Genomic DNA, 24,048 nt, shown 5'->3' with positions numbered 1-24,048 from the left:
CCAGCTACGACGGTTACGCTGCGATCGAAGCGGCGCGCGTGCTGGTGAAAGCCATTACGCTCGACATGAGCAAGACCGAGATCGAGGCCGTCACCCGGTCTGCCCTGAAGCTGGCGGACAGCGCCACCAGGACCCCGGCCGTGATCGACGCGCTGGCGACCGGTACCACGCTGGTGAAGCTGCTCGACACCGGGCGCGGTGCGGCCGATCCGGTTGCGCTCCCTGCGCGCCCTGGCCGACGTCGCCGAAGCCGCCGCCGGCAAGCCCTCGACCCTCGATTCGCTGCTGCGCGGCGGCGGCATGCAGAAGGTGCTGGAAGTGATGCCCGCCGAGGCCACGCTCGACGATGTCGCCGATGCGCTGGCCACGGGCGGCATGCCGGCCGCGGTCGAAGTCGTGTATCCGACTCCGCAGCCCCCGGAATTGTCGATGAGCCTCCAGAACGGCGTGCTGACCTTCATCGGCACCTCGACCGATACGCTCGAGATCGATCTGGACACCCACACCGTGACCCGCGCCGGCAAGAAGCTTGCCCTCGATGCCGCCGCCCTGAACGACGTGAGCGCCACCGATTACGCCGGCACCGTCATCATCAAGGGCAGCGTCGAGAAGCTGGCGGTCGCGATGGCTGCGCCGAGCGGCGTCGACGCGTACCAGATCGTGGACGTCAAGGGCGCCATCTTCGGCGGCACGCCGGACGCGCCCAGCTTCGCGAGCGTCGCCGTGCGCAAGCTGATCGCGGAGGCGAAGTCGGTGACGATCGCCGACGCGCTGTCGATCAAGGAATACCAGCTGCTCGAGAGCCTGGCCGGCTTCGACCTGTCCCAACTGGCCGCCGATGTCGACAGGCTGCCGCCGAGCCTGAGCGCTAGCATCCACAGCGTGAGCCAGGGCGCCGGCGACAATGCCGCGGACTTCGTCACGAACGTGGCCGATGCCACCGTCCGCTTCACCCTGTCGGGCGCACTGGACAAGGGCGACTACGTGCAGTATTCCGTTGACGGCGGCCAGACCTGGTCGACCGTGGCGGCAGACAAGATCGACGGCACCTCGGTGCGGGTCGCTGTCGACGCGACCGCGAATCCGGTCGTCCAGGTGCGCGTGGTCGATGCCGCCGGCAACCCGGGCGTGGCCTCGGCCGCCCAGCAAATCACCTACGACGGCACGGCCGCAACCCAGACCGTCACCATCGTGTCGATCAGCCAGGACGACGGCGACAGCCCCGACCTGACCCCCGACTTCACCACCAATGTCGCTTTCGCCACCGTCCAGGCGACCCTGTCGGCCGCGCTGGCTGCGGGCGACTACGTGCAGTACTCGCTGGACCAGGCCGCAAGCTGGATCAAGCTGCCCGCCGCGAACATCGCCGGCACCGCCGTGCGCATCGAAGGTGTCGATGTGACCGGCAGCCCGACGCTGCGCATCCGCGTGGTCGACGCCGCCGGCAACCCGGGCAACGCCGCGGAGCAGAAGATCAGCTATGACAACGTGAAGGCCGGGCAGACCGTCAGCTTCGTGTCGATCAGCGAAGACACCGGCCAGGACAGCCCGGACAACATGGCTGACTACGTCACCAACCAGGGCCAGATCACCGTCAAGGCAAACCTGTCGGCCGTGCTGGCCGCAGGCGAGTACGTGCAGTACTCGGTCGGCGGCGCCTGGATCACCCTGGGCGCCGCGGCCGTCGCCGGCCAGTCGGTCAGCATCGAAGGCATCGATGCCACCACCAGCCCGACGGTCTCGATCCGCGTGGTCGACGCCGCCGGCAACCCGGGCGACGCTACTACCCAGAAGATCACCTACGACAACGTGAAGGCCGGGCAGACCGTCAGCTTCGTCTCCCTCACCGGCCATGCACCGACCGACTTCATCACCAACCAGCCGAACGTGACGCTCGAGGCGACACTGTCGGCCCAACTGGGCCTGGGCGAGTACGTGCAAGTCTCGCTCGACGGCGGCCTCACCTGGACCATGGTGCCCGGCGGGGCCATCGCGGGCACCAGCGTGAGCATTGCCGGCCTCGACGCGACCGCCAGCCCGACCGTCTCGCTCCGCGTGGTCGATGCCGCCGGTAACCCGGGTACGGCAGCGGCCCAGCGCATCACCTATGACAACGAAGCCGCAACCCAGACCGTCACCATCCTGTCGATCAGCCAGGACCAGGGCATCGACGGCAGCGCCGACAACCGGGACGACTTCACCACCAACATCGCTTCCGCCACCGTCAAGGCGAGCCTGTCGGCCGGACTGGCCGCGGGCGACTATGTGCAGTACTCGCTGGACCAGGGCGCAAGCTGGATCAAGCTGCCCGCCGCGAACATCACCGGCACCGCCGTGCGCATCGAAGGTGTCGATGTGACCGGCAGCCCGGAGCTGCGCATCCGCGTGGTCGACGCCGCCGGCAATCCCGGTGCGCCCGCCGCCCAGGCAATCACCTATGACAATGTGGCCCCGGTCTTCGGCGCGCGCTTCGATTCGCTCAGCAAAGGCGAGGGCGATATCGCTCCGGCCTTCACCACCAACCAGGAATACGCGACCGTCGCCGTCACCCTGTTGACGGCGCTCGAGGACCACGCCTACGTGCAGGTCTCCGTCGACGGCGGACAGAACTGGATCAAGGCGGATGACGCGCATGCGCAGCTGTTCGCAATCGGCGCACCGGCCGGCCCGCGCGCCACGCTCGATGGCCTGACCCTGACCGTCTACGACGTCCACGCCCCCAGCACCCCGACCCTGCAGATCCGCGCGGTCGACGTCGCCGGCAATCCGTCTACCGTGCTCACGCAGGACATCGTGTACGACGGAACGGCGCCGGCAACGACGGTCTCGCTCCTCTCGATCTCGCAGGGCGAGGACGACCTGACGCCGGATTTCGTCACCAACGTCGCCAATGCCACCCTGGGTGCGCAGTTGAGCAGTGCGCTGGCCGCTGGCGAGCGCCTGCAGTATTCGACCGACGGCGCAACCTGGACCACGGTGAAGGCCGAGCAGATGAACGGCACCGTGGTGAGCATCGCGGGCATCGACACCACCGGCAGCCCGACCCTGTCGCTGCGCCTGATCGACGCGGCCGGCAACAGCACCCAGCCGGTGTCGCGCAAGGTCACGTACGACAATACCGCGCCGGCGAAGCCGAGCCTCGCCCTGCTCAGCGACACCGGCATGTTCAATGACGACGGCGTCACCAGCAAGGGCACGGTGCGCGTGACCGGACTGGACACGGACGGCGCGACCTTCTGGCAATACAGCCTGAATGGCGGTGTGAACTGGAACCATGGCGGCGGCGGAAACACGGGCGGCAGCGCCGACCTGCTCCTGTCCGGCGACGGCGTCAAGAACGTGGTGGTGCGCCAGGTCGACGCGGTGGGGAACGCGAGCGCCATCTCGACTGCGCTGCAGTTCACGCTCGATACCAGCAAGCCGGCGAACGCGCTGTCGTTCAGCACGGTCGAGCAGCCCAACGGCAGCGGCAGCGTGAGCGGACTGGCGCAGGCGAAGGTGTATTTCACGTACACAGGCGCCCTGGATGCCAACGCCACGCTGCAGTGGCGCCTGGCGAACGGCACCTGGGCCACGGTCGGCGCGGATGCGATCGACGGCGCTACCGGCACCGTGACTGTCGGCCCGGTCAACCTGGGCAATGGCGCCCAGGTGGTCGAACTGCGCCAGGTCGACCTGGCCGGGAACGAGAACTTCGTCAGCCAGCGCGTCGAAGGCCCGCCAGTGAAGCCTCCGGTGACGACGACCTATGACTTCAACGGCGTCCATGTTCAGCTCGCAACGCCGGGAAGCGTGATGTTCGGGCATGTTCCGAGTGCGTTCCACGGCATGGGGAACACGGATGCGAACGGCAAGCTCTTCTTGGGCGAGAAATGGAATGACACCATCTTCACCGACGGCCGCGGCATGGTGGCCATCGGGTCGGTGGGGGCGCCGATCTTCGACAGCAGCGGCCGTACTTACGTGCTCGGCAGCTCAAGCAACCAGACCCTGGTGGGCCAGTACGTATGGGGCTTCGGCGGCAACGATACCCTGACGGGCACCAGTGCCAATGATTTCCTGTCCGGCGGCGCCGGCGACGACACGATCACCGGCGGCCTCGGTGCGGACATCATCTCGGGCGGCACGGGCATGAACACCTACCGCTACGCCATGAACCCGGACGGGTCCACGCGTGATTCGTTCGTCCAGGCCGACGGCGGCGCGCCGGCGAACCACGACAAGGTGCATGTCAGCGCCGGCAGCATGGACAGGATCGCGCTCGACGGCCATGCGTTCACCGTATGGAGCCAGGCGCTGACGATCTCCGCTGCGGTCGCAGCGACGGGCGCCGGTCTGCTGGGGCAGCTGAGCACGGCCTTCGAGCATGGCGTTTTCGGGCCCGGGATGGCGGTGGGCGAGGGCGACATCGGGGCGATGCTGTTCACCTTCAGCGACAACAGGCAGTTCTTCGTCGCCGACCTGAACGGGGACGCCCTCATTACCGAGCGCGACCTGGTGATCGAAATCATCGGCTCCAGCCCGATGACGGGCCTGGACGTTTCCGGCACCATGGCGGTCCTGGGGCAGATGCAGCCGTGATGGCGCTGCCGGCTTCACTGTGAACAAACCGCGGCCGGCAATGGCCGCGGTTTTTTTTTTGCCGGCAGGCCGCGCTGATTATGCTAAAGCGCAACATCGGCACCGTCGCCTTCATCGGATCTTCCCGACGAGGTAAAATGGCACGATGACTGCCCCGATCTTCACCCACCTCCGCGTCCACTCCGAATACTCGATCGTCGATGGCCTCGTGCGCATCGACGACATCGTGGGGGCGTGCGCGAAGGACCAGCAGCCGGCGCTGGCCGTGACCGACCTGGCCAATATGTTCTGCCTGGTGCGCTTCTATAAAGCGGCGCGCGGGAAGGGAATCAAGCCGATCGTCGGCGTCGACGCCTGGATCACCAACGACGAGAACCGCGACAAGCCGTCGCGCCTCCTGATCCTGGCGAAAAACCGAACCGGCTACCTGCAGCTGTGTGACCTGCTCTCGAAGGCCTGGCTCACCAATCAATACAAGGGCCGCGCCGAGATCCGCGTCGAGTGGCTGGAAGCGCTGGCGACGTCAACCTCCACGCTGGAGCCGGACGTCGACCAGGCCAATGCCCTGATCGTGCTCTCGGGCGCGGCTTTTGGGGACGTCGGCCAGGCCATCGACAATGGCGACATCGAGCGCGCCGAACGTGCGGCCGAGCGCTGGGCGCGCATCTTCCCGGGCCACTTCTACATCGAGATCCAGCGCGCGGGCCAAGCAAACCAGGAGCAGGGCGTGCGCCACTCGGTGGCCCTGGCCGGGCGCCTGGGCCTGCCGGTGGTGGCGACCCATCCGGTGCAGTTCCTGAACAAGGACGAATTCATCGCCCACGAAGCGCGCGTCTGCATCGCCGAAGGCGAGATGCTGGCCAACGCCAAGCGCGTGCGCCGCTTCAACGAAGAGATGTGCTTCAAGACGCAGGCCGAGATGGCGGAACTGTTCGCCGACCTGCCGGGCGCGCTCGCCAACTCGGTGGAGATCGCCAAGCGCTGCAACGTCACCCTCACGCTGGGTAAACCGCAGCTGCCGGACTTCCCGACCCCGGACGGCATGAGCATCGACGACTTCCTCGTGTCCGAGACGAAAAAGGGCCTGGAAGAGCGCCTGGTGCAGCTGTACCCGAACGAAGAGCAGCGTGAAAAGGAACGTCCGCGCTACGAGGCGCGGCTGGAATTCGAGAACCAGACCATCATCAAGATGAAGTTCCCGGGCTACTTCCTGATCGTGGCGGAATTCATCCAGTGGGGCAAGAACAACGGCGTGCCGATCGGCCCGGGCCGCGGCTCGGGCGCCGGCTCGCTGGTGGCCTACGCGCTCAAGATCACCGACCTCGATCCGCTGAAGTACAACCTGCTGTTCGAGCGCTTCCTGAACCCGGAACGCGTCTCGATGCCCGACTTCGACATCGACTTCTGCCAGGAAAAGCGCGAACTGGTGATTCAGCACGTGAAGGACCTGTACGGACGTGATGCAGTATCGCAGATCGCCACCTTCGGCACCATGGCGGCCAAGGGCGCGATCCGCGACGTCGGCCGCGTGCTCGACTTCGGCTACAACTTCTGCGACGGCATCTCCAAGCTGATCCCGTTCAAGCCGGGCAAGCCGGTCTCGATCGCCGAGGCCATCGAAGAGGAACCGCTGCTCAAGGAGCGCCTCGAGAACGAGGAAGAGGTCAAGCAGCTGCTCGACCTCGCCCAGCAGGTCGAGGGCATCACCCGCGGCATCGGCATGCACGCCGGGGGCGTGCTGATCGCGCCGGGTAAACTCACCGACTTCTGCCCGCTGTACACCCAGGGCGGCGACGCCGGCGTGGTGTCGCAGTACGACAAGGACGACGTCGAAGCCGTCGGCCTGGTCAAGTTCGACTTCCTGGGCCTGACCACGCTGACCATCCTGGACCGCGCGGTGAACTACATCCGCGCGCTCGACCCGGCCGACGCCGACTTCAACCTCGAAACCCTGCCGCTGACCGACCGGCCGTCCTACAAGCTGCTGTCCGAAGCCAAGACCGTCGCGATCTTCCAGCTTGAATCGCGCGGCATGCAGGGCATGCTGAAGGACGCGCGTCCCGACCGCTTCGAGGACATCATCGCGCTGGTCGCCTTGTACCGTCCGGGCCCGATGGACCTGATTCCCGACTTCTGCAAACGAAAACACGGCGAGAAGTTCGACTACCCGGACCCGCGCACCGAGTCCATCCTGTCCGAGACCTACGGCATCATGGTCTACCAGGAGCAGGTCATGCAGATGGCGCAGATCGTCGGCGGCTACTCGCTGGGCGGCGCGGACATGCTGCGCCGCGCGATGGGTAAAAAGAAGGCCGAGGAGATGGCCGAGCACCGTGCGATCTTCCGCGCCGGCGCCGCCAAGGACGGATTGAGCCAGGAAAAGGCCGACGAGATCTTCGACCTGATGGAGAAGTTCGCGGGCTACGGCTTCAACAAGTCGCACGCGGCCGCCTATGCGCTGCTGTCCTACCACACGGCGTATCTGAAGGTGCACCACACCGCCGCGTTCATGGCAGCCAACATGTCGCTGGCGATGGAAGACACCGAGAAGATCAAGATCCTGGTCGAGGACGCGATCGACGTCTGCAAGCTCACCATCCTGCCGCCGGACGTCAACGAATCCCACTTCCGCTTCACCCCGGAAGGCCAGCCGCGTTCCGTGACCGGCAAGCAGGTCTCGAACATCCGCTACGGCCTGGGCGGCGTCAAGGGCGCGGGGCAGGGCGCGATCGAGGCGATCATTGCCGCGCGCACCGAAGGAGGCAAGTTCAAGGACCTGTTCGACTTCTGCATGCGGGTGGACCGCAAGCAGATCAACCGCCGCACCATCGAGAGCCTGATCCGTGCCGGCGCCATGGATTGCTTCGGCGTCGACCGCGCCGTGCTGCTGGCGTCGGTGGGCTTCGCCATGGAAGCGGCCGGCCAGGCCGCCGCTAGCGCCAACCAGGTCAGCCTGTTCGGCGGCGACGATTCCGACCTGGTGGCCCCGCCGGAATACGTCAAGGCGACCCCGTGGACCGACCGCCAGAAGCTGGCCGAAGAGAAGATCGCGCTCGGCTACTACCTGTCGGGCCACATGTTCGACTCCTACGCGGCGGAAGTACGGCGCTTCGCCAAGACCAAGCTGAAGGACCTGGAGCCCTCGCGCGACCCGCGCATGCTGTGCGGCGTGATCACCGGCGTGCGCACCCAGATGACCCAGCGCGGCAAGATCCTGATCGTGGCGCTGGACGACAAGACCGGCGTGGTCGAAGTGACCATCTACAGCGAGCTGCTGGAGCAGAACAAGAACATCTTCAAGGAAGACGAATTCCTGCTGGTGGTCGGCAAGGTCTCGGAAGACCGCTTCAACGGCGGCCTGCGCATCACGGCCGAGAAGGTGTTCGACATCGCCGCGGCGCGCATCCAGTACGGCTTCAAGCTGGAGATGGACGTGCCCTGCGACCTGAATCCCGCCAAGCTGGCCGAGGTCCTGCAGCCGCACCGCATGCAGGACGGCATGCCGGTCAGCCTTCGAATCAAGCCGCAGGGCGTGGAAGCGATCCTGCAGCTCGGGGACGACTGGCGGGTGGCGCCTTCGGATACGCTCAAGCAGCAGCTGGAGCTGACGCTGGGGGCGAAGGACGTGGCGGTCGAGTACTGATCCATATGTCATCGTCGGGTGGGCGCTCCACCCGACGATGTGATGTCATTCGCGGCTTTCGTGCCGTCCACCCTAAGACTGCGTTCTACCGCAGCTTGCGCGTTTCGCAATAGATCTTCCGCACCGGCATCAGTCGTGCTACATTTTTATGTACGTACAACAATATAAAGGGGACCCTGGCCATGCAGACACTGACTCAACTTCGCGCGGATTTCGACGAGCGCGCCAAGGGCTCCATGTCCTTGCCGATCGCCGGCATGCTGGTCTGGTGCGTCGTCGGCGTCCTGGGAATATTCCTGTCACCCAAGGCCGCCATCCTGGCGCTGGTGTTCGCGACCGGTGCGATCTTTCCGCTGGCGATGGCGATTGCCAGGCTGCGCGGTGAACAGTTGCTGGAAAATGCCAATCCGCTGGCCAGGCTGATGGGCGTCTGCGTGCTGATGGTCAACCTGCTGTGGGCCGTACACATCCCGTTGCTGATGCGGGCGCCCGAGTTCGTCCCGCTCAGCCTCGGCATCGCACTCGGGCTGCACTGGATGGTCTATTCCTGGATCATCGGACATCCGCTCGGCTATCGCCATGCGATCCTGCGCTCCGCCGGTCTGGTCGCGGTCTGGTTCGCATTTCCCGCCCACCCGGTCAGCGCATCGGCGGTGGTCGTCGTCGCGGCGTATGCGCTCACGATCGCCGAAATGCGCATGCGCCGCAGTGCGCTCGCCATTCCGGCCGCCGCAGTGGATTCCATGGGCGCCTGACGGCAGTCCTTCCGCGCCCGGCCGCCGGGCCGACGCTCCTCAGCGCAGCAAGGTGGCGGCGTCGACGATGCGCACGTCGTGCATCTGATGCAGGTAGGCTTCCAGGTAGCCTTTGTGCGAGGCCCCGACGATCACCAGCATGCGCATGCCGGGCCGCCCGGCCAGCACGTCGCGGATGTTGCCGGCCATGCGCAGGTTGCGCGTTTCCCAGTAGCCCACGTATCGGCGGCCGAAACGTCGTGGCGACGGCTCCTCGAGCGCCGCCCCGAAGTCGGTGTCGAAGGCGAGTTTGGTCACGCCCGGCGCATTGTCGGCACGGTACAGGGCCAGTACGCCTTCCGCGCTGCCGACTTGTTCTTCCAATGCCTTGATCGCATCCAGGCGCCGCTTGAGCGCCGGGGTGTCCCAGGCTTTCGCCATGGCGTCGCCGGCAGCTTTCCTGTCCGTGCTCGGGCGGTCTGCCGTGTGGTCGTCCATCGGAAACACCTGTTCATGTCCGAGGCGCGCGGCCAGGCGCGCGGCGAGCAGGTAGCGTTCGTTCTGCTGGACCCTCAGCTTGTCCAGGAATGCGGCCAGCGTGGCGTCGAGACCATCGCCGGCACGGCGTTCCGCCTGCGGCAGGCGCAGCCACTGCACCAGCGCCGAGGTCCGTTCACCGCCCGCGAGGAACAGGGCGGCCAGGCGCCGCCGCTGGCTGGCTGACGGGTTCGCGGGCCATGCACCCAGCATCTGTTCGGCCTGCGCGGTGGCCGCCGGCACGTCCAGGCCGGTCGTGGCCTGCGCAGGCGCCGGGTCCCAGCAATAGGTCTCGATCGATTCCGCATAACGCGCCGGGTAGCGGCGCATATGGTCGCACTGCATGCCCGACAAGGCCTCGACCGCGATACCGTCCGGACGCCAGTCCGCCAGCCTGTCTTCGACGGGACGCAGCTTGACGGGATCGAAGTGCTTCGGCAGCTGCCCCAGGTGGGAGGTACCAAGCACCATCACCTCGTTGGCCGGTCCCGCGGCCGGGCCTTTCAGGCGGCTGGGATCGAAATCGGGCTGGTAAGCCTGCGCGGCGGCTGCGCCCGAGCACAGGCATGCGGCGAGAAATGCATATAGTTGACGCACCTTGGTTTCCTTTCCGGGCTGTTGGCACAAGAATCGATACTTGCACGCCAGGCCGGCAGGGTCAAACCGCCCTGCATGAAGGGAAGGTCCGGCGCTTCAGCCGGGGGCGGGGAAGGGCGCCTCGCCCCGGTGCTCGCGCAGCCCGCGGGTCGCCTGGACGGTCTTGCTGGCGGCCCGCTCCAGCACCACCTTGCGGTTGCTCGATTCCTCGTCGCGCTTCGCTTCCCGGTGCCACAGGTGCAGCACCTCGGTGGCCAGGGCGCCGTCCTTGCGCAGCACGCCGGCATGGAACAGGCGCAGCACCAGGTCGGCGTCCTCGTGGCCCCAGCCCACGAAACTCTCGTCGAAGCCGTTCACCTTCTCCAGGTCCGCGCGCCAGACGGCCAGGTTGCAGCTCTTGATGCGGCGCCAGCTGAACTTGCGCCGCACGCGGCCGAGGTCGGGCCAGCGCAGCATCGTCTGCAGCAGCTTGTTCATGTCGCCGCGCAGGCGGCAGCGCAGGCGCTCGGCCGGCGTCATGCCGGCGACGTCGATGTGGTCGCGCAGGACGCGCTCGGTCAGCGCCTGGCTCAGGAGGATACGGCTGCCGGCGACCAGGAAGCCCGGCCGTGCCAGCTGCCGGTGGCGCCGGATGAAGTCGCGCTGCGGCACGCAGTCGCCGTCCAGGAAAATGATATAGTTGCCGGCTGCCGCCAGCGTGCCGCGGTTGCGCGCCATCGCGGCGCGGAAGCCTTCATCCGGCTGCCACACGTGTTTCAAGGGCACGGGCGAGCGCGCCGCCAGGGCCGCGACGGTGTCCCGCGTGTTGGCAGTCGAGCCGTCATCAGCGATAATGATTTCAAAATTCTTGTCATCCTGCATGAAACAGGCTTCCACGACCGCTGCGAGCGCATCCGGGCGGTTGTATGTGGTGATCACGACAGAGATGGTTGGGGTGTGCTGCATAAAGTCCAATTAACACGCGTTCAAGCTTGGCAAGAGTATCCCACAAGAACATGAATGAACAATAATCCGACGAAAATCGGGGCGCCGATGCAGCACGGGGTCGGCTTCCTGGTTTTCCTGTTCCCTTTCCTCAGCCTCATCACGCCGTCCGGCATCGGCTTTTCCAGCCTCATCTTCGTGCTCGTGCTGCTGTGCGTGCCGCGCAAGGCGTGGACGGCGATGGCGCCGCACTGGCACGAGATCCGCTGGGTGCTGGCGGCCTTCGGCTATTACTTCCTGCTGGCGCTGGCCTTCGTGCTGGCGCGTCCCGGAGCCGACTGGAGCGACCTGGACAAGCCCTCGCGCATGCTGCTCGGATTCAGCGCCCTGGTGCTGGTGGTGCTGGCGCGTCCCCCGCGCAGCACGCTGTGGTGGGGCGTGATCCTCGGTGCCCTGGGCGCGCTGCCCTTCATCGCCTGGCAGCGCTTCGCGCTCGATATCTACCGTCCCGGCGGCTGGCTCAATTCGATCACCTTCGGCGACATCGCGCTGTGCCTGGCGCTGGTGGCCCTGGCGGCGGCCGTCGACTACCGTCACAGCACCCGCAAGGCAATCTTCCCGGCGCTCGGCGCGCTGGCGGGCCTGGGCGCGACGGTCATCAGCGGCACGCGCGGCGGCTGGATCGCGCTGGTGCTGGCGGCCATCCTGTTCCTGACCTACGCGCGCCTGCTGCAGAGCCGCCGGGTGCGCCTGCTGCTGGTCGGCAGCTTCGCGCTGTTCGCCTCGACCTTCTTCATTCCCGCCTTCGGCGTGCAGGAGCGGGTGGGGCAGGGCATGCACGACGTGCAGACCTGGCTGGATGGCGGCAGCGCCTTTTCGAATGTCGGCATCCGCCTGGAGCTGTGGAAGGGAGCCCGCTACCTGATCGCGGAGGAACCCTGGTTCGGGCGCGGCGCCGAAGGGGTGCGCGCCGGGCTGCGCGAGCTGGCGCAGCAGGGCAAGGTCCAGGACGTGATCCTCGAGTTCGGCCACCACCTGCACAACGATCTCCTGCAGGCGCAGGCGGCCGGCGGGGTGTTCGGGCTGCTCGCCTACATCGGCATCCTGGCGGCGCCCTTCGCCTTCTTCGCGCGCGTGGTCGGACGCGAGGCGGGCGAAGGACGGCGCCGCGGCATGCCCCAGTTCGCCCCGGCCCTGGCCGGCATGCTGGTGGTGCTCGGCTATTTCGGCTTCGGCCTTACCGAAGTCATCTTCTGGTCCTTGAAGGGCGCCATGTTCTACGTGCTCATGGTGGCCCTCCTGATGGGCTTCTGCCTGACCGCGAAAGCGGACGCGGAGCCCCGTATCGAAACGAAAAGTGGACAATAATTGTGGAAAATAAGCTTGTCGTCAAACGCCTGCTGGCGGTAGTCAAGCCCTACCAGACACGCGCCTGGCTGGCGCTGCTGTCGATGGCGCTCACCGCCGCCACCCAGCCGCTGCTGGGCAAGGCCCTGCAGCTGCTGCTCGATCTCGGCTTCAAGGAGAAGGTGCCGTTCAGCCTGTGGTGGATTCCCGGCGTGCTGGTCTCGATCTTCATCCTGCGCGGCATCGGCACCTTCTCGACCGCGTATCTCAACAACTGGGTCACCAGCAGGGTGCTGAACGACTTGCGCGCGATGGTGTTCGAGCGCGTGCTCAGGCTGCCGGTGGCGCGTTTCCATGAAGAGTCGACCGGCAAGATCATCAACGTCGTGGTGAACGAGGTGCGCCAGGTGGTGGACATGCTGCAGTCGGTATTCGTGGCCTGCGTGCGCGACACCCTGGTCGTGATCGGCCTGCTCGGCACGCTGCTCTACCTGAACTGGAAGCTGACCCTGGTGGCCATCGTCGTGATCCCGCTGACCGCCGTGATCGTGCGCACCACCACCGGCCGCCTGCGCCGCCTGAACCGCGAGAACCTGCGCGTGACGGCCGAGCTGACCCAGGTGGTGGAAGAAGCCACGCGCGGCCACCAGGTGATCCGCGTGTTCTCGGGCGAGCGCTACGAGCGTACGCGCTTTCACGCCCGCAGCGAAGCGTTGCGCGGCTTCTCGCAGCGCATGACGGTGGCGTTTGCCGCCACCACGCCGGTAACCCAGATCGCCACCGCGATGGCCTTGTCGCTGGTGGTGGTGCTGGCGATCCAGGCCGACATGACGGTCGGCGAGTTCACCCAGTTCGTGACCATGATGCTGATGCTCTTGACACCGCTGAAGTCGCTGGCCGAGGTGAACGGCCCGATGCAGCGCGGGATCGCGGCGGCCGAGACGGTGTTCGGCCTGATCGACTCCCCGGCCGAGCGCGATACCGGCACGCAGGAGCTGGGCCGGGCTAGAGGCCACCTGCGTTTCGAGAACGTCTCGTTCCGCTATCCGAACGCGGCCAGCCCGGCGCTGTCCGAGGTCACGCTGGACGTGCAGCCGGGCCAGACGGTGGCGCTGGTGGGCGTGTCGGGCGGCGGCAAGTCGACCTTCGTCAACCTGGTGACGCGCTTCTACGATCCGGAAGGCGGCCGCCTGCTGCTCGACGGCGTGCCTTACCCGGACCTCAAGCTGGCCAGCCTGCGCGCGCAGCTGGCGATGGTGAGCCAGAACGTGGTGCTGTTCGACGACACGCTGGCCGCCAACATCGCCTACGGCGCGGAGAAAATCGACTACGAGCGCCTGGCGGCGGCGGTCAAGGCCGCCCACCTCACGGACGTGGTGGCCAAGCTCGAAGACGGCGTGGAGACGCGCATCGGCGAGAACGGCATGCGCCTGTCGGGCGGCCAGCGCCAGCGCGTGGCGATCGCCCGCGCCATCTACAAGGATGCGCCGATCCTGATCCTGGACGAAGCCACTTCGGCGCTCGACAACGAGTCCGAGCGCGCGGTGCAGGCGGCGCTGGAGACCCTGATGGCGGGACGCACCACCATCGTGATCGCGCACCGGCTGTCGACCATCGAGCGCGCCGACCGGATCGTGGTGATGGAGCACGGGCGCATCGTGGAGCAGGGCACGCATGCGGAGCTGCTCGATGCGAACGGGATGTACGCCAACCTCTACCGCCTGCAGTTCGTCGCCGCCGACCAGGAGTGATCAGGTAGGCGTCGGGTTCACTGCAGCTGCTGGCGTAGCCAGGTGCGCCCGCGTGACACCAGGTAAGTGGCATGGAAGCGCGGTCCCTTGCGGTAGCCCTGCCACTTCAGGGTGGTGCGCTTGAACGCCTCGCGGCCGGTCATCTCGTACAGGGCCCAGAGCTGCATGATGTGGTAGAAGTGATAGTTGGCGCTCGCCACGTAGCCCGTCAGGTCGTAGGCGCTCCAGTAGGCCAGGTCGTAGCGGTGCAGGTTGGCCTCCAGGCTCGAGATACCCTGGCGGCACAGTTCGCGCGCCCGCGGCGCCTGACCCGTTTCGCCCAGGTCGTAGAGGCCGATCAGCGCCGTGATCAGGCCGTTCAGGACCAGGTTCGGTTCCTGGCGGGGATACTCCTCGAAGCCGATCCCGCCGTCGGGAAAGCGCGCCTGCACGCCGCCCTCGCTGGCCGGCAGTTCGAAGGGCTGCATCGCCTTGCAGGCCATGCGCAGGAATTCCTCCTTTCCCGTGGCCGCCCAGGCCCGCGACAGCACCGACAGCATCCGCTCCTGTCCCAGCGCCGAAATCCATGGCGGCGTGAACTGCGCATGCGGGCAGGCATAAGGGAAGGCACAGGGGAAAAGGAAGCTGTCCTCGCTTTCCTGGCCATGCAGGACGATCCACTCGCTCATCCGCAGGAACAGCCGCAGGTCTTCGGGCCGCCCGAACTTCAGGTAGCGCGAATGGTGGTAGAGCGCGACATGGCGGATGAAGGTGATGTTGTAGTAGAGGCCGGCCGGATAGCGGTAGCGGGGAATGCCGTCCTGGTCGAAATCCAGGCGCTCATACATGCCGATGCGGACGTCCTTGAAACCGAGATCGATGTAATAGGGGTGCATGGCTTACCTTGCGCTGGCTGGTTGCTGGACGCGGCACGGCGCGCTGCATGCCCTGTTGCCGCTCTCGTCAATTAACTACCGGCGCGAGGATGTTGATATTGGGATATCTCACACATGCAATCTCAGCCGCGAAAAAAAGCGCACCGAATACGGTGCGCTTCGAGGTCGGGGGCAGGCAGGCCGTGCCCGCCACCCGCGTTCAGCTCGCGTAATGCGCCGCTTCCCCCGGCACTTCCGCATCGCGGCCATGGGCCCGGTCCTGCACCGCTTCCACATAGCGGCGCAGCGCATCGTCCAGCGACGGCAGCATCAGGGCCCGCTCGCTCGACAGCGCGCTGTATTCGGGCCGGCGCGCCAAGTGGCCGCAGCGCTCGCTCGACACCACTTCCAGCCTGCCGTGATCGACCCCCACCGCCTCGCAGGCGCGCTTGGCCAGCTCGGCCCAGGTGAGCGCTTCGGCATTGGTCAGGTGCCAGACGCCGCGCTCGCGGTCGATCAAGAGGTCGAGCGACACGTTGACCAGGTCCGGCACGTAGGTCGGCGAGACCACCATGTCGCCCGCGGCCTGGAAGGTCTGGCCGGCTTCGAGCGCGTTCAGGGCCTGGGTGACGAAGTTGTGCCGGTCCCAGGGGCCGAAGAAGGCGCTGGTGCGGATCACCAGGGCCTGCGGGTCGGCGTCCAGCACGCGCTGCTCGGCCTCCATCTTGCTGCGGCCGTACACGCCGAGCGGATTGAGGGCGTCGGACTCGACGTAGGGCGCGCCCTTGGTGCCGTCGAACACCAGGTCGGTGGAGAAGGTTATGAAGCGCAGCTGGTGGCGAATGCAGGCCAGCGCCAGGATCGTCGGGCCCAGCGTGTTCTCGCGCATGCAGCGTTCAAGATCGCCCTCGGCCTCGTCCACCCGCACGTAGCCGCCCGCATTGATGATCGCCCACGGCTTGTAGCGCCGGATCGCCGCTTCCACCGAGGCCGGATCGGTGATGTCCATCTCCTGGCGCGTCAGCACGTGGAAGGCCAGGTTGCGGTTCTTGCAGATGCGCGCATAGGCCGAGCCCAGGGTGCCGGTGGCGCCGGTGATCAGGATCGGCTGCACCACGCTCGACTTGAACTGGCTGCGGATGGCGATGTCGGCCACCGCGGTGCGGGTTGCCACCGGCTTGCAGAAGAAGCGGCCCGGGCGGCGCCACCAGCCTTCGCCCTGCAGCACCGGGTTGGAGAGCGGACGTCCGCTGGACAGCTCGCGCATCAGGGTGGCCAGCGCCGTGGGGCGCGGCTCGCCGCCGCGCACGTCGAACGGGCCCGGCTCGTAGTAGCCGCGGCACTCGGTGACCAGGCAGTTCCAGTCGTACGACCCGAGCAGGGCCCAGACCGTCACCGCGCGCACGTCCGCGCCCTGCTGGCGTGCGCTGCGCGCGGCGTTCCAGATCTCGAGCAGCCAGCGCATCTGGTCTTCGCGGTTGGCGTCGATGTGCGCTTCGGTGATGGCGATCGGCAGGCCGTAGCGCTCCCAGGTTTCCATGAGCAGCGGTCCGATGCCGGGCGTCGGCGTGGCCAGCGCGCGCGGGGTCTCGATGTCGGCGTGCGGGATGCCGCGGTAGACGTGGCGCCGGTTTTCCGGGTAGCGCTCCGGACGATGGTCGAGCCAGCGTTCGCTGGTGGCGTAGTAGTTGACGCCGATGATGTCGGGCGGGCAGAGGTTGTCGCGGAACCAGAGCAGCTCTTCTTCGCTGGCGTTCGACGCGAGCAGGTAGTTCCACAGCGTGTGGTTGTGGTCGACCTTCCCGCACAGCAGGTCCCAGCCGAGCCAGCGGCGTTCGTTGAAGAAGCTGACCACTTCCTGCATCTCGGGCGTGCCGTAGGTCTTGGACAGGTCGTCGGTGGCGACCAGCTTGGCGCCCGGGTTGACCGCGCGGATCGCGTGCATCGCCAGCACGGTGGCGCGGCACTCGTTGATCAGGGCGCGGATGAAGGTGGATTCGTCGCTGCCGTGGGGGTACCAGACACCTGCCAGACCGGAAAAGCGCGCCGTGGTCAAGGGTTCGTTGACCGGGGTGTAGTACTCGGCCCAGGGGTAGCGACGGGCTACCGCGCCGGCGTACTCGGCGAGCTTTTCGGGGAAGGCGGGATCGACCAGGCTGGTGTCGCGTGGTCCGCTGCCGTGGTGAAGGAGACCGACGATGGGCGTGATGCCCAGCTGTTGCAGGGCCGGCAGGCGTTCGTCAGACCATGACCAGTCGGCGGACTCGATGCCATCCGGCGCGGTGCGTTCCCACAGCACCGGGTAGCGGACGGCCTTGATGCCGAGGGAGGCGAAGCGGTCGATGTCCTGCAGGCGTTCCGCGTGGCCGTTACGCTCCATCTGGCTGAAGTAGTTGTCGCGCACACGGTTGACCGTGCATTCGAGTCCACCCCAGAGCTCGAGCTCGGGGGTATGGACCGGCTGGGAAACCATCGGTGTGTTCATGTTCTGACCCGCTGTTTGTGAAGACAGCTTAAAGCCTAAAGGCCACCTGCGACGAGTTGTGTGAAATAACCCACATATAAAGGACATTTCGGACCAGTCCTACATTTGTGCGCATAATCATCGTTTTAGCCTCTAACTTCTGCTAACTGGAAATTTCCATAAATATCGAACCGTCGTGACGGGTGCGCCGTGCGGCCTCGGGACCGGCGACAATACCGTCATACAAGGAGGGCATGATGTACATGGTGTACTGGACAATCGTCGAAGCAGAGAAATGCACGCCGCACCAGAAGCTGTTCGAGACCACCGACATGGTCGAAGCGATGCAGCACATGGAAACCCTGCGCAAGCGCCAGCGCGAGGGAGAAGGGGTGCGCTTCATCACGATGTCGTCCGAGCATCCCGATCTGGTCGGCCATCCGGGCGTGGACGTGACGGGGCCGGACTACAACTGGAAGAAGCGGCGCCGCTGACCTTCCTACGGCAGCCTGCTCTTGAGTATCTTGCCGCTCGGCGCTGCCGGCAGCGCATCCATGAACACGATGCGCGAGGGCCGCTTGTAAGGCGCCAGGCGGCTTTGCAGCCACTCCTGCAGCGCGGCCGCGTCGACCACGCCGGAGGCTTCGACAAACGCCACCACCTCTTCCTCGCCGCCGGCAACCGGCCGGCCCACCACCGCCGACTGCAGCACGGCCGGATGGCTGTTGAGCGCCGTTTCCACTTCCAGCGGATAGACATTGAAACCTGAGCGGATGATCAGTTCCTTCAGGCGCCCGGCAATGAACAGGGCGCCATCCCCGTCCTGGGTGGCGACGTCGCCGGTGGCCAGCCAGCCGCCGGGGCGCAGGGTGGCGCTGGTTAGCGCCGGATCGCGGTAGTAGCCCGCCATCACGTTCGGGCCGCGCACCCACAGCTCGCCGGTCGCCGCATCGATGCGCACCTCGACCCCGGGGATCGGATGGCCCACCGAGGTGTCGCCGCGCGGGGCGTCCAGGCGGGTCTGGGACACGGTCGGGCCGCTCTCGGTGAGGCCGTAGCCGTTGTGCAGCGGCAGCCCGAACACGCGTTCGACCTCGCGCTTGAGGGCCGGGTCGAGCGGCGAGCCGCCGGCGTAGCAGAAGCGCAGGCGCGAATGCAGAGGAAATGCGGCCGGTTCGCCGCGCGTGAGCGCCAGCAGGCGTGCGTACATGGCCGGGACGCCCTGCACGATGCTGAGCTCTCCTTCGCGGATCTGCGCCAGCAGCGCCGCGGCTGAAAAACGCGGCATCAGGTGCAGGCAGGCGCCCGCGTACAGGGTGCCCAGCATGACCGAGGTGAGACCATACACGTGCGAAATCGGCAGCACGCCGCTGGCGTGGTCGCTCGGAACCAGGCCACGCAGGGCGCTGGAGGTGGCGGCGACGAACAGCAGGTTGGCATGGGTCAGCATGACGCCCTTGGGCTGGCCGGTGGTGCCGGTGGTGTACACCAGCGCCGCCACCTGCGTGCCGTCGGGCTTGACCGGCTCGGGCACGGCCGCCGCATCCGGCTCGCCCGTCGTCACGCCTGCACTGGTGGCGGTCAGCACGCAGCGTGGGCGGCAATGCGCCCGGATCGCCGCCAGTTCGCCTTCGCTGAGGCGGGCATTGACCGTCACGCTCCAGGCGTCGATGCTGGCGATCGCCAGGAGCAGCGCCACCTGCGCCACGCAGTTCTCGCTGACCAGCATGACGCGGTCGCCGCCGCGCACGCCCAGTTGGCGCAGCCCGCGGGCGTGGCCTTCGATGTCACGGCGCAGCTCGCCGTAGGTCCAGGCACGGCCGTCCTCGACCAGGGCCGGTGCGTCGGCGGGATGACGCAGCAGGATGTCGCTGATGCGGGCGGGGAGGGAAGACGGATCGATCATGGGGCCTGCTTTATACCCGCTGGCTCAGATTGAGGCAAGCCGTAGGGTAGACGGCTATGCCGTCCGCCCTACAACACCTCACGTTGCCGAAAAAGCCTCGGTGATCTCCACCAGTTCCCCGGCGCCGCGCGCATCGTAGCCGGGCAGGGCGGCCACCAGCCTGTGGTAGGCCGGCCCACGCATCAGGTCCAGCAGCTGGCGCATGGCGGGTTCCTCGAGCGCGTCGCGGCGCACGGCGAAGTAATACACCTCCTTCACCAGCGGCATGAAGTCGAGCTTGAACTGGGCGCTGGCCGCGCGCATGCCGATCCCGGCGTCGGCCATGCCGCTGGCGATATAGGCCGCCACCGCGGAATGGGTGAACTCGGCGTTGTTGAAACCCTGGATGGCATCGGGGGACGGACCGTCGGCGTCCAGCATCATCTCGAGCAGCATGCGGGTGCCGGAGCCGGCCTGGCGGTTCACGAAGCGCACGCCGGGGCGCGCCAGGTCGGCCAGTCCACGCAGTGCGAGCGGATTGCCGCGGGCCGTGATCAGGCCCTGCTCGCGGCCCGCGACCCGCACCAGGCAATGCTGTTCCGGGTCGAGCCAGCGCAGGTACCAGCTTGCCGTCGGCGCCTGGAAGCGCCCGAGCGGCACGTGGAAGCCGGCCAGGTCGCACTCGCGCCGCGCCAGTGCCACCACCGCGTCGGTGCTGGTGCGGTAGCGCGAGTCGAGCGGCAGGACATCGCGGTCGATGCAGCCCAGCAGCGCCGCCACCGCGAAGCCGTGGCTCGCGTCCATGCGCAGCGCGCGGGCGCGGCTGGCGGTGATGCGCACCAGTTCCGCCTCCAGTTCGGAAGCGAGGCTTTGCAGCGTGGGCGACAGGCGCGCGGCGATGCGGCGGTCGGCCCACACCAGCTTCTGCGCCAGCGGCGTGAGCTGGGTGCCGCGCCCGCGCCCGGTCTGCAGCAGCTGCTGGCCGAACAGGGCCTCGGCCGTGCGCAGCAGACCCCAGGCGTAGCGGTAGGACAGCTTCACCGATTTGGCGGCCTGGGCGATCGAACCGGTGTCCTGGATCGAGAGCAGCAGGCCGAGCAGGGCGGCGGTGTCCAGCGGCGGTTCGCCCTTGACGCTGATCTCCCAGTGCGGGCGGATGTGAACGGTAAGCATATGCTAAAAATAGCCTATTTCTTGCCTAAAAACATCATGATACGCTCCGCAAAACAATAAAAAATGACAAATAAATATGCTTCTAAAAGCATATTCCAACACTCAAAAAATTGGAGGGGACATGGCTGGATTCGGTTTTCTTGACAAGGAACACACCATCGCAGGACCCGGTTTCAATCGCTGGCTGGTACCGCCGGCGGCGCTCGCGATTCACCTGTGCATCGGCATGGCCTACGGTTTCTCGGTGTTCTGGCTACCGCTGTCGAAAGCGATCGGCATCACCGAATCGGTGAGCTGCCCGGCCGAGATGAGCTTCATGCAGCAGATCTTCGCCACGACCTGCGACTGGCCGATTTCGATGCTGGGCTGGATGTACACGCTGTTCTTCGTATTCCTCGGCCTGTCGGCCTGGCTGTTCGGCGGCTGGCTCGAGCATGCGGGGCCACGCAAGGCGGGCCTGGTGTCGGCGCTGTGCTGGTGCGGCGGCCTGGTGATATCGAGCATCGGCGTCTACACGCACCAGATCTGGCTGATGTGGATCGGCTCCGGCGTCATCGGCGGCATCGGGCTGGGGCTGGGCTACATCTCGCCGGTCTCGACCCTCATCAAGTGGTTCCCGGACCGGCGCGGCATGGCGACCGGCATGGCGATCATGGGCTTCGGCGGCGGCGCCATGATCGGCGCGCCGCTGGCCGACAAGCTGATGAAGTACTTCGCCACCCCGACCTCGGTCGGCGTGTGGGAGACCTTCCTGGCCCTGGCCGCGATCTATTTCGTGTTCATGGTCGCCGGCGCGCTGACCTACCGCGTGCCCGCCAACGGCTGGAAGCCTGAGGGCTGGACCGCGCCGGCGAAGGCCGCCACCACGATGATCACGGCGCGCCACGTGCACGCCAGCCGCGTCTGGGGCATCCCGCAGTTCTGGCTGATCTGGGGCGTGCTGTTCCTGAACGTCTCGGCGGGCATCGGGATCCTGGGCATGGCCTCGCCACTGCTGCAGGAAGTGTTCGGTGGGCGCCTGATCGGCATCGACGCCGGCTTCAACGAGCTCGACGTGACGCAGAAAGGCCAGATCGCGGCCATCGCCGCCGGTTTCACCGGCCTGCTGTCCCTGTTTAACATCGGCGGCCGCTTCGCCTGGGCCTCGTGCTCCGACTACATCGGGCGCAAGGCGACCTATTTCGTGTTCCTGATCCTCGGCTTCGTCCTGTACGCCTCGATTCCTTCGATGGCGCACAACGGCCAGCTGGCCTTGTTCGTCGGCTTCATCTGCATCATCCTGTCGATGTACGGCGGCGGGTTCGCAACCGTGCCGGCCTACCTGGCCGACCTGTTCGGCACCCAGATGGTCGGCGCCATCCACGGCCGCCTGCTCACGGCCTGGGCTGCTGCGGGCGTGCTCGGCCCGATCCTGATCAACTACATCCGCGAGTACCAGATCGCCCATGGCGTGCCCAAGGCCCAGGCCTACGACGTGACCATGTATGTGCTGGCCGGCCTGGTGGTCGTCGGCATCGTGCTGAACGCGATGATCCGCCCGCTGGCCGACAAGCACTTCATGACCGATGCCGAGCTGGCGGCGGAGAAGAAGCTGGCGCAGGAGCGCGACCTGAGCGCATCAAACGGCGTGCGCGGCGGCGCGGTCGCCGTCGGCGCGGCCAACCCGGCGCTGGCCACCTTCGCCTGGGCGGCGGTCGGCATTCCGCTCCTGGTCGGCGTGTGGATCACGCTGCAAAAGGCGGTGGTGCTGTTCCAGTAAGCCGGCAAGGCGTGGGCGGCCATGCCGTCCACGCCTTGCAGTACCATTGACTAATCCCCCAACGAATCACCGGGACCCATCATGAACCATCCTGTCATCCCGATCGCCCGCATTGACGACATGAGCGGCGCCAGCCGCCAGCGCAAGCGCGAAGCGCCCAAGGGACGCCGCGTCGACCCGCAGGCACTCAGCGAGGTCCAGGCACTGCTGGGCAGCGAATCGCGCCGGCGCGACCTGCTCATCGAGCACCTGCACAAGATCCAGGACCGTTTCGGCTGCCTGGGCAGCCACCACCTGGCCGCACTGGCGCAGGAGATGCGCCTGGCCCAGGCCGAGGTCTACGAGGTCGCCAGCTTCTATCACCATTTCGACGTGGTGAAAGAGGGAGAACAGGCGCCCGCCGCGCTGACGGTACGCGTCTGCGCCGGCCTGTCCTGCGAGATGGCGGGAGCGCGCGAACTGCTGGACAGGCTGCCGGCGCTGCTGGGGCGGGAAGTGCGGGTGCTGGAGGCGCCCTGCGTCGGCCGCTGCGAGCAGGCGCCGGTGGCGGTGGTGGGGCAGCGCGCGGTGCCGCATGCCAGCCTTGAAGCCGTGCTGGCCAAGGTCGGTGCCGGTGAAACGGCCGACGCGGTGGGCAACTACATCGATGACGCAGCCTACCGCGAAGCCGGCGGTTACGCGCTGCTGCGCAGTTGCGTCGCCGGCCGACACGATGTGGAACAGGTCATCCAGACGCTGGAAAACTCGGGCCTGCGCGGTCTGGGGGGCGCCGGCTTCCCGCTGGGCCGCAAGTGGCGCATCGTGCGTGCCGAGCCCGGCCCGCGCCTGATGGCCATCAACATCGACGAAGGCGAGCCCGGCACCTTCAAGGACCGCGTCTACCTCGAACGCGATCCGCACCGTTTCCTGGAAGGCGCGCTGATCGCCGCCTGGGCGGTCGGCATCGAGGCCATCTACATCTACCTGCGCGACGAATACCACGGCTGCCGCGCTATGCTGGAAGCCGAACTGGACAAGCTGCGTCTTGATCCGCCGGTGCCGGACATGCCGCCGATTTACCTGCGGCGCGGCGCCGGCGCCTATATCTGCGGCGAAGAGTCGGCGATGATCGAATCGATCGAAGGCAAGCGCGGCATGCCGCGCCTGCGTCCGCCCTACGTGGCCCAGATCGGCCTGTTCGGGCGTCCGACGCTGGAACACAATTTCGAGTCGCTGCACTGGGTGCGCGACATCCTCGAGCGCGGCGCCGACTGGTTCGCCAGCCACGGACGCCACGGACGGCGCGGCCTGCGCTCGTTCTCGGTCTCGGGCCGGGTGCGTCTACCTGGCGTCAAGCTGGCACCTAGCGGCATCACGATCACGGAACTCATCGATGAGTACTGCGGCGGCATGCAGGAGGGCCACAGCTTCTATGCCTACCTGCCGGGCGGCGCCTCGGGCGGCATCCTGCCGGCATCGATGGGCGACATTCCGCTCGACTTCGATACCCTGCAGCCCTACGGCTGCTTCATCGGTTCGGCCGCGGTGGTGGTGCTGTCGAACCAGGAAAGCGCGGTCGCCGCCGCCCGCAACACGCTGGCCTTCTTCAAGGACGAGTCCTGCGGCCAGTGCACGCCCTGCCGCAACGGCACCGCCAAGGCACTCGACCTGATCAGGCAGCCGCAATGGGATACCGCGCTGCTGGGCGAGCTGTCGCAGGTGATGCGCGACGCCTCGATCTGCGGCCTGGGCCAGGCGGCGCCGAACCCGGTCGACTGCGTCATCAAGTATTTTCCTCACGAGCTGGCCAAGTAAAAAGG

14 protein-coding genes are annotated in these 24,048 nt (G+C 66.9%); 8 read left to right on the top strand and 6 right to left on the bottom strand.

The genetic code is table 11. The features are described from left to right. Positions 1 to 213 precede the first annotated feature (213 nt). The 3 genes from MasN3_RS22080 (at position 214) to MasN3_RS22070 (ending at position 8,979) form a co-directional block, all read left to right on the top strand. Entirely contained in the window at positions 214 to 4,581 is a 4,368-nt protein-coding gene (locus MasN3_RS22080; RefSeq protein WP_281910258.1) for a calcium-binding protein, read from the top strand. Positions 4,582 to 4,726: 145 nt separating this feature from the next. Further along, positions 4,727 to 8,224, top strand: a complete 3,498-nt coding sequence (dnaE, locus tag MasN3_RS22075) for a DNA polymerase III subunit alpha (protein WP_281910256.1) — start codon at positions 4,727 to 4,729, stop codon at positions 8,222 to 8,224. A 182-nt stretch (positions 8,225 to 8,406) separates the two neighbouring features. After that, a complete protein-coding gene (locus MasN3_RS22070; RefSeq protein WP_281910254.1) occupies positions 8,407 to 8,979 on the top strand; it encodes a DUF7010 family protein in 573 nt (190 codons plus the stop codon). A gap of 39 nt (positions 8,980 to 9,018) precedes the next feature. On the opposite strand, the gene MasN3_RS22065 is transcribed toward MasN3_RS22070, so the two are convergent. Together MasN3_RS22065 and MasN3_RS22060 are read right to left on the bottom strand one after the other, a co-directional pair. Further along, on the bottom strand, positions 9,019 to 10,092 hold the full coding sequence (locus MasN3_RS22065) for a DUF5694 domain-containing protein (protein ID WP_281910253.1): 1,074 nt from the start codon (positions 10,090 to 10,092) through the stop codon (positions 9,019 to 9,021). 96 nt (positions 10,093 to 10,188) lie between these two features. After that, the gene (locus MasN3_RS22060) at positions 10,189 to 11,037 is read right to left on the bottom strand and encodes a glycosyltransferase family 2 protein (RefSeq protein ID WP_281910251.1); all 849 of its coding nucleotides are present in this window, start codon (positions 11,035 to 11,037) and stop codon (positions 10,189 to 10,191) included. A 54-nt stretch (positions 11,038 to 11,091) separates the two neighbouring features. On the opposite strand from MasN3_RS22060, the gene MasN3_RS22055 reads away from it, so the two are divergent. Both MasN3_RS22055 and msbA read left to right on the top strand, forming a co-directional pair. After that, positions 11,092 to 12,384, top strand: coding sequence for an O-antigen ligase family protein (locus tag MasN3_RS22055; protein WP_281910250.1), 1,293 nt, complete (start codon positions 11,092 to 11,094; stop codon positions 12,382 to 12,384). A gap of 2 nt (positions 12,385 to 12,386) precedes the next feature. Then, a complete protein-coding gene (gene msbA / locus MasN3_RS22050) occupies positions 12,387 to 14,114 on the top strand; it encodes a lipid A export permease/ATP-binding protein MsbA (RefSeq protein ID WP_281910249.1) in 1,728 nt (575 codons plus the stop codon). Positions 14,115 to 14,131: 17 nt separating this feature from the next. Here the strand turns inward: msbA and MasN3_RS22045 are convergent, their stop codons facing one another. Both MasN3_RS22045 and MasN3_RS22040 read right to left on the bottom strand, forming a co-directional pair. Further along, positions 14,132 to 14,989: a D-glucuronyl C5-epimerase family protein gene (locus MasN3_RS22045; RefSeq protein WP_281910247.1), complete on the bottom strand. Its 858-nt coding sequence runs from the start codon at positions 14,987 to 14,989 to the stop codon at positions 14,132 to 14,134. 199 nt (positions 14,990 to 15,188) lie between these two features. After that, positions 15,189 to 17,453 carry a family 1 glycosylhydrolase gene (locus MasN3_RS22040; protein ID WP_281910246.1) on the bottom strand — a complete coding sequence of 755 codons (2,265 nt, stop codon included), beginning with the start codon at positions 17,451 to 17,453 and terminating at the stop codon, positions 15,189 to 15,191. Between the two features lie 233 nt (positions 17,454 to 17,686). On the opposite strand from MasN3_RS22040, the gene MasN3_RS22035 reads away from it, so the two are divergent. Beyond that, positions 17,687 to 17,926 carry a hypothetical protein gene (locus MasN3_RS22035; protein ID WP_281910245.1) on the top strand — a complete coding sequence of 80 codons (240 nt, stop codon included), beginning with the start codon at positions 17,687 to 17,689 and terminating at the stop codon, positions 17,924 to 17,926. Positions 17,927 to 17,931: 5 nt separating this feature from the next. Here MasN3_RS22035 and MasN3_RS22030 read toward each other — a convergent pair whose 3' ends face one another. Both MasN3_RS22030 and MasN3_RS22025 read right to left on the bottom strand, forming a co-directional pair. Beyond that, positions 17,932 to 19,338, bottom strand: a complete 1,407-nt coding sequence (locus MasN3_RS22030; protein WP_281910244.1) for a class I adenylate-forming enzyme family protein — start codon at positions 19,336 to 19,338, stop codon at positions 17,932 to 17,934. A gap of 78 nt (positions 19,339 to 19,416) precedes the next feature. After that, a complete protein-coding gene (locus MasN3_RS22025; protein WP_281910243.1) occupies positions 19,417 to 20,490 on the bottom strand; it encodes a substrate-binding domain-containing protein in 1,074 nt (357 codons plus the stop codon). A gap of 121 nt (positions 20,491 to 20,611) precedes the next feature. Between MasN3_RS22025 and MasN3_RS22020 the strand changes: the two genes are divergently transcribed. Together MasN3_RS22020 and MasN3_RS22015 are read left to right on the top strand one after the other, a co-directional pair. Beyond that, positions 20,612 to 22,249 (top strand): OFA family MFS transporter, encoded by a 1,638-nt coding sequence (locus tag MasN3_RS22020; protein WP_281910240.1) that lies wholly within the window; start codon positions 20,612 to 20,614, stop codon positions 22,247 to 22,249. A gap of 81 nt (positions 22,250 to 22,330) precedes the next feature. Then, the gene (locus MasN3_RS22015; protein ID WP_281910239.1) at positions 22,331 to 24,043 is read left to right on the top strand and encodes an NADH-ubiquinone oxidoreductase-F iron-sulfur binding region domain-containing protein; all 1,713 of its coding nucleotides are present in this window, start codon (positions 22,331 to 22,333) and stop codon (positions 24,041 to 24,043) included. Positions 24,044 to 24,048: the final 5 nt, after the last annotated feature.

It is taken from the genome of Massilia varians (assembly GCF_027923905.1).
Lineage (GTDB): Bacteria > Pseudomonadota > Gammaproteobacteria > Burkholderiales > Burkholderiaceae_D > Telluria > Telluria varians_B.
Note: the sequence above shows the minus strand (reverse complement) of the source record. Positions and strands in the feature narration are given on the sequence as shown.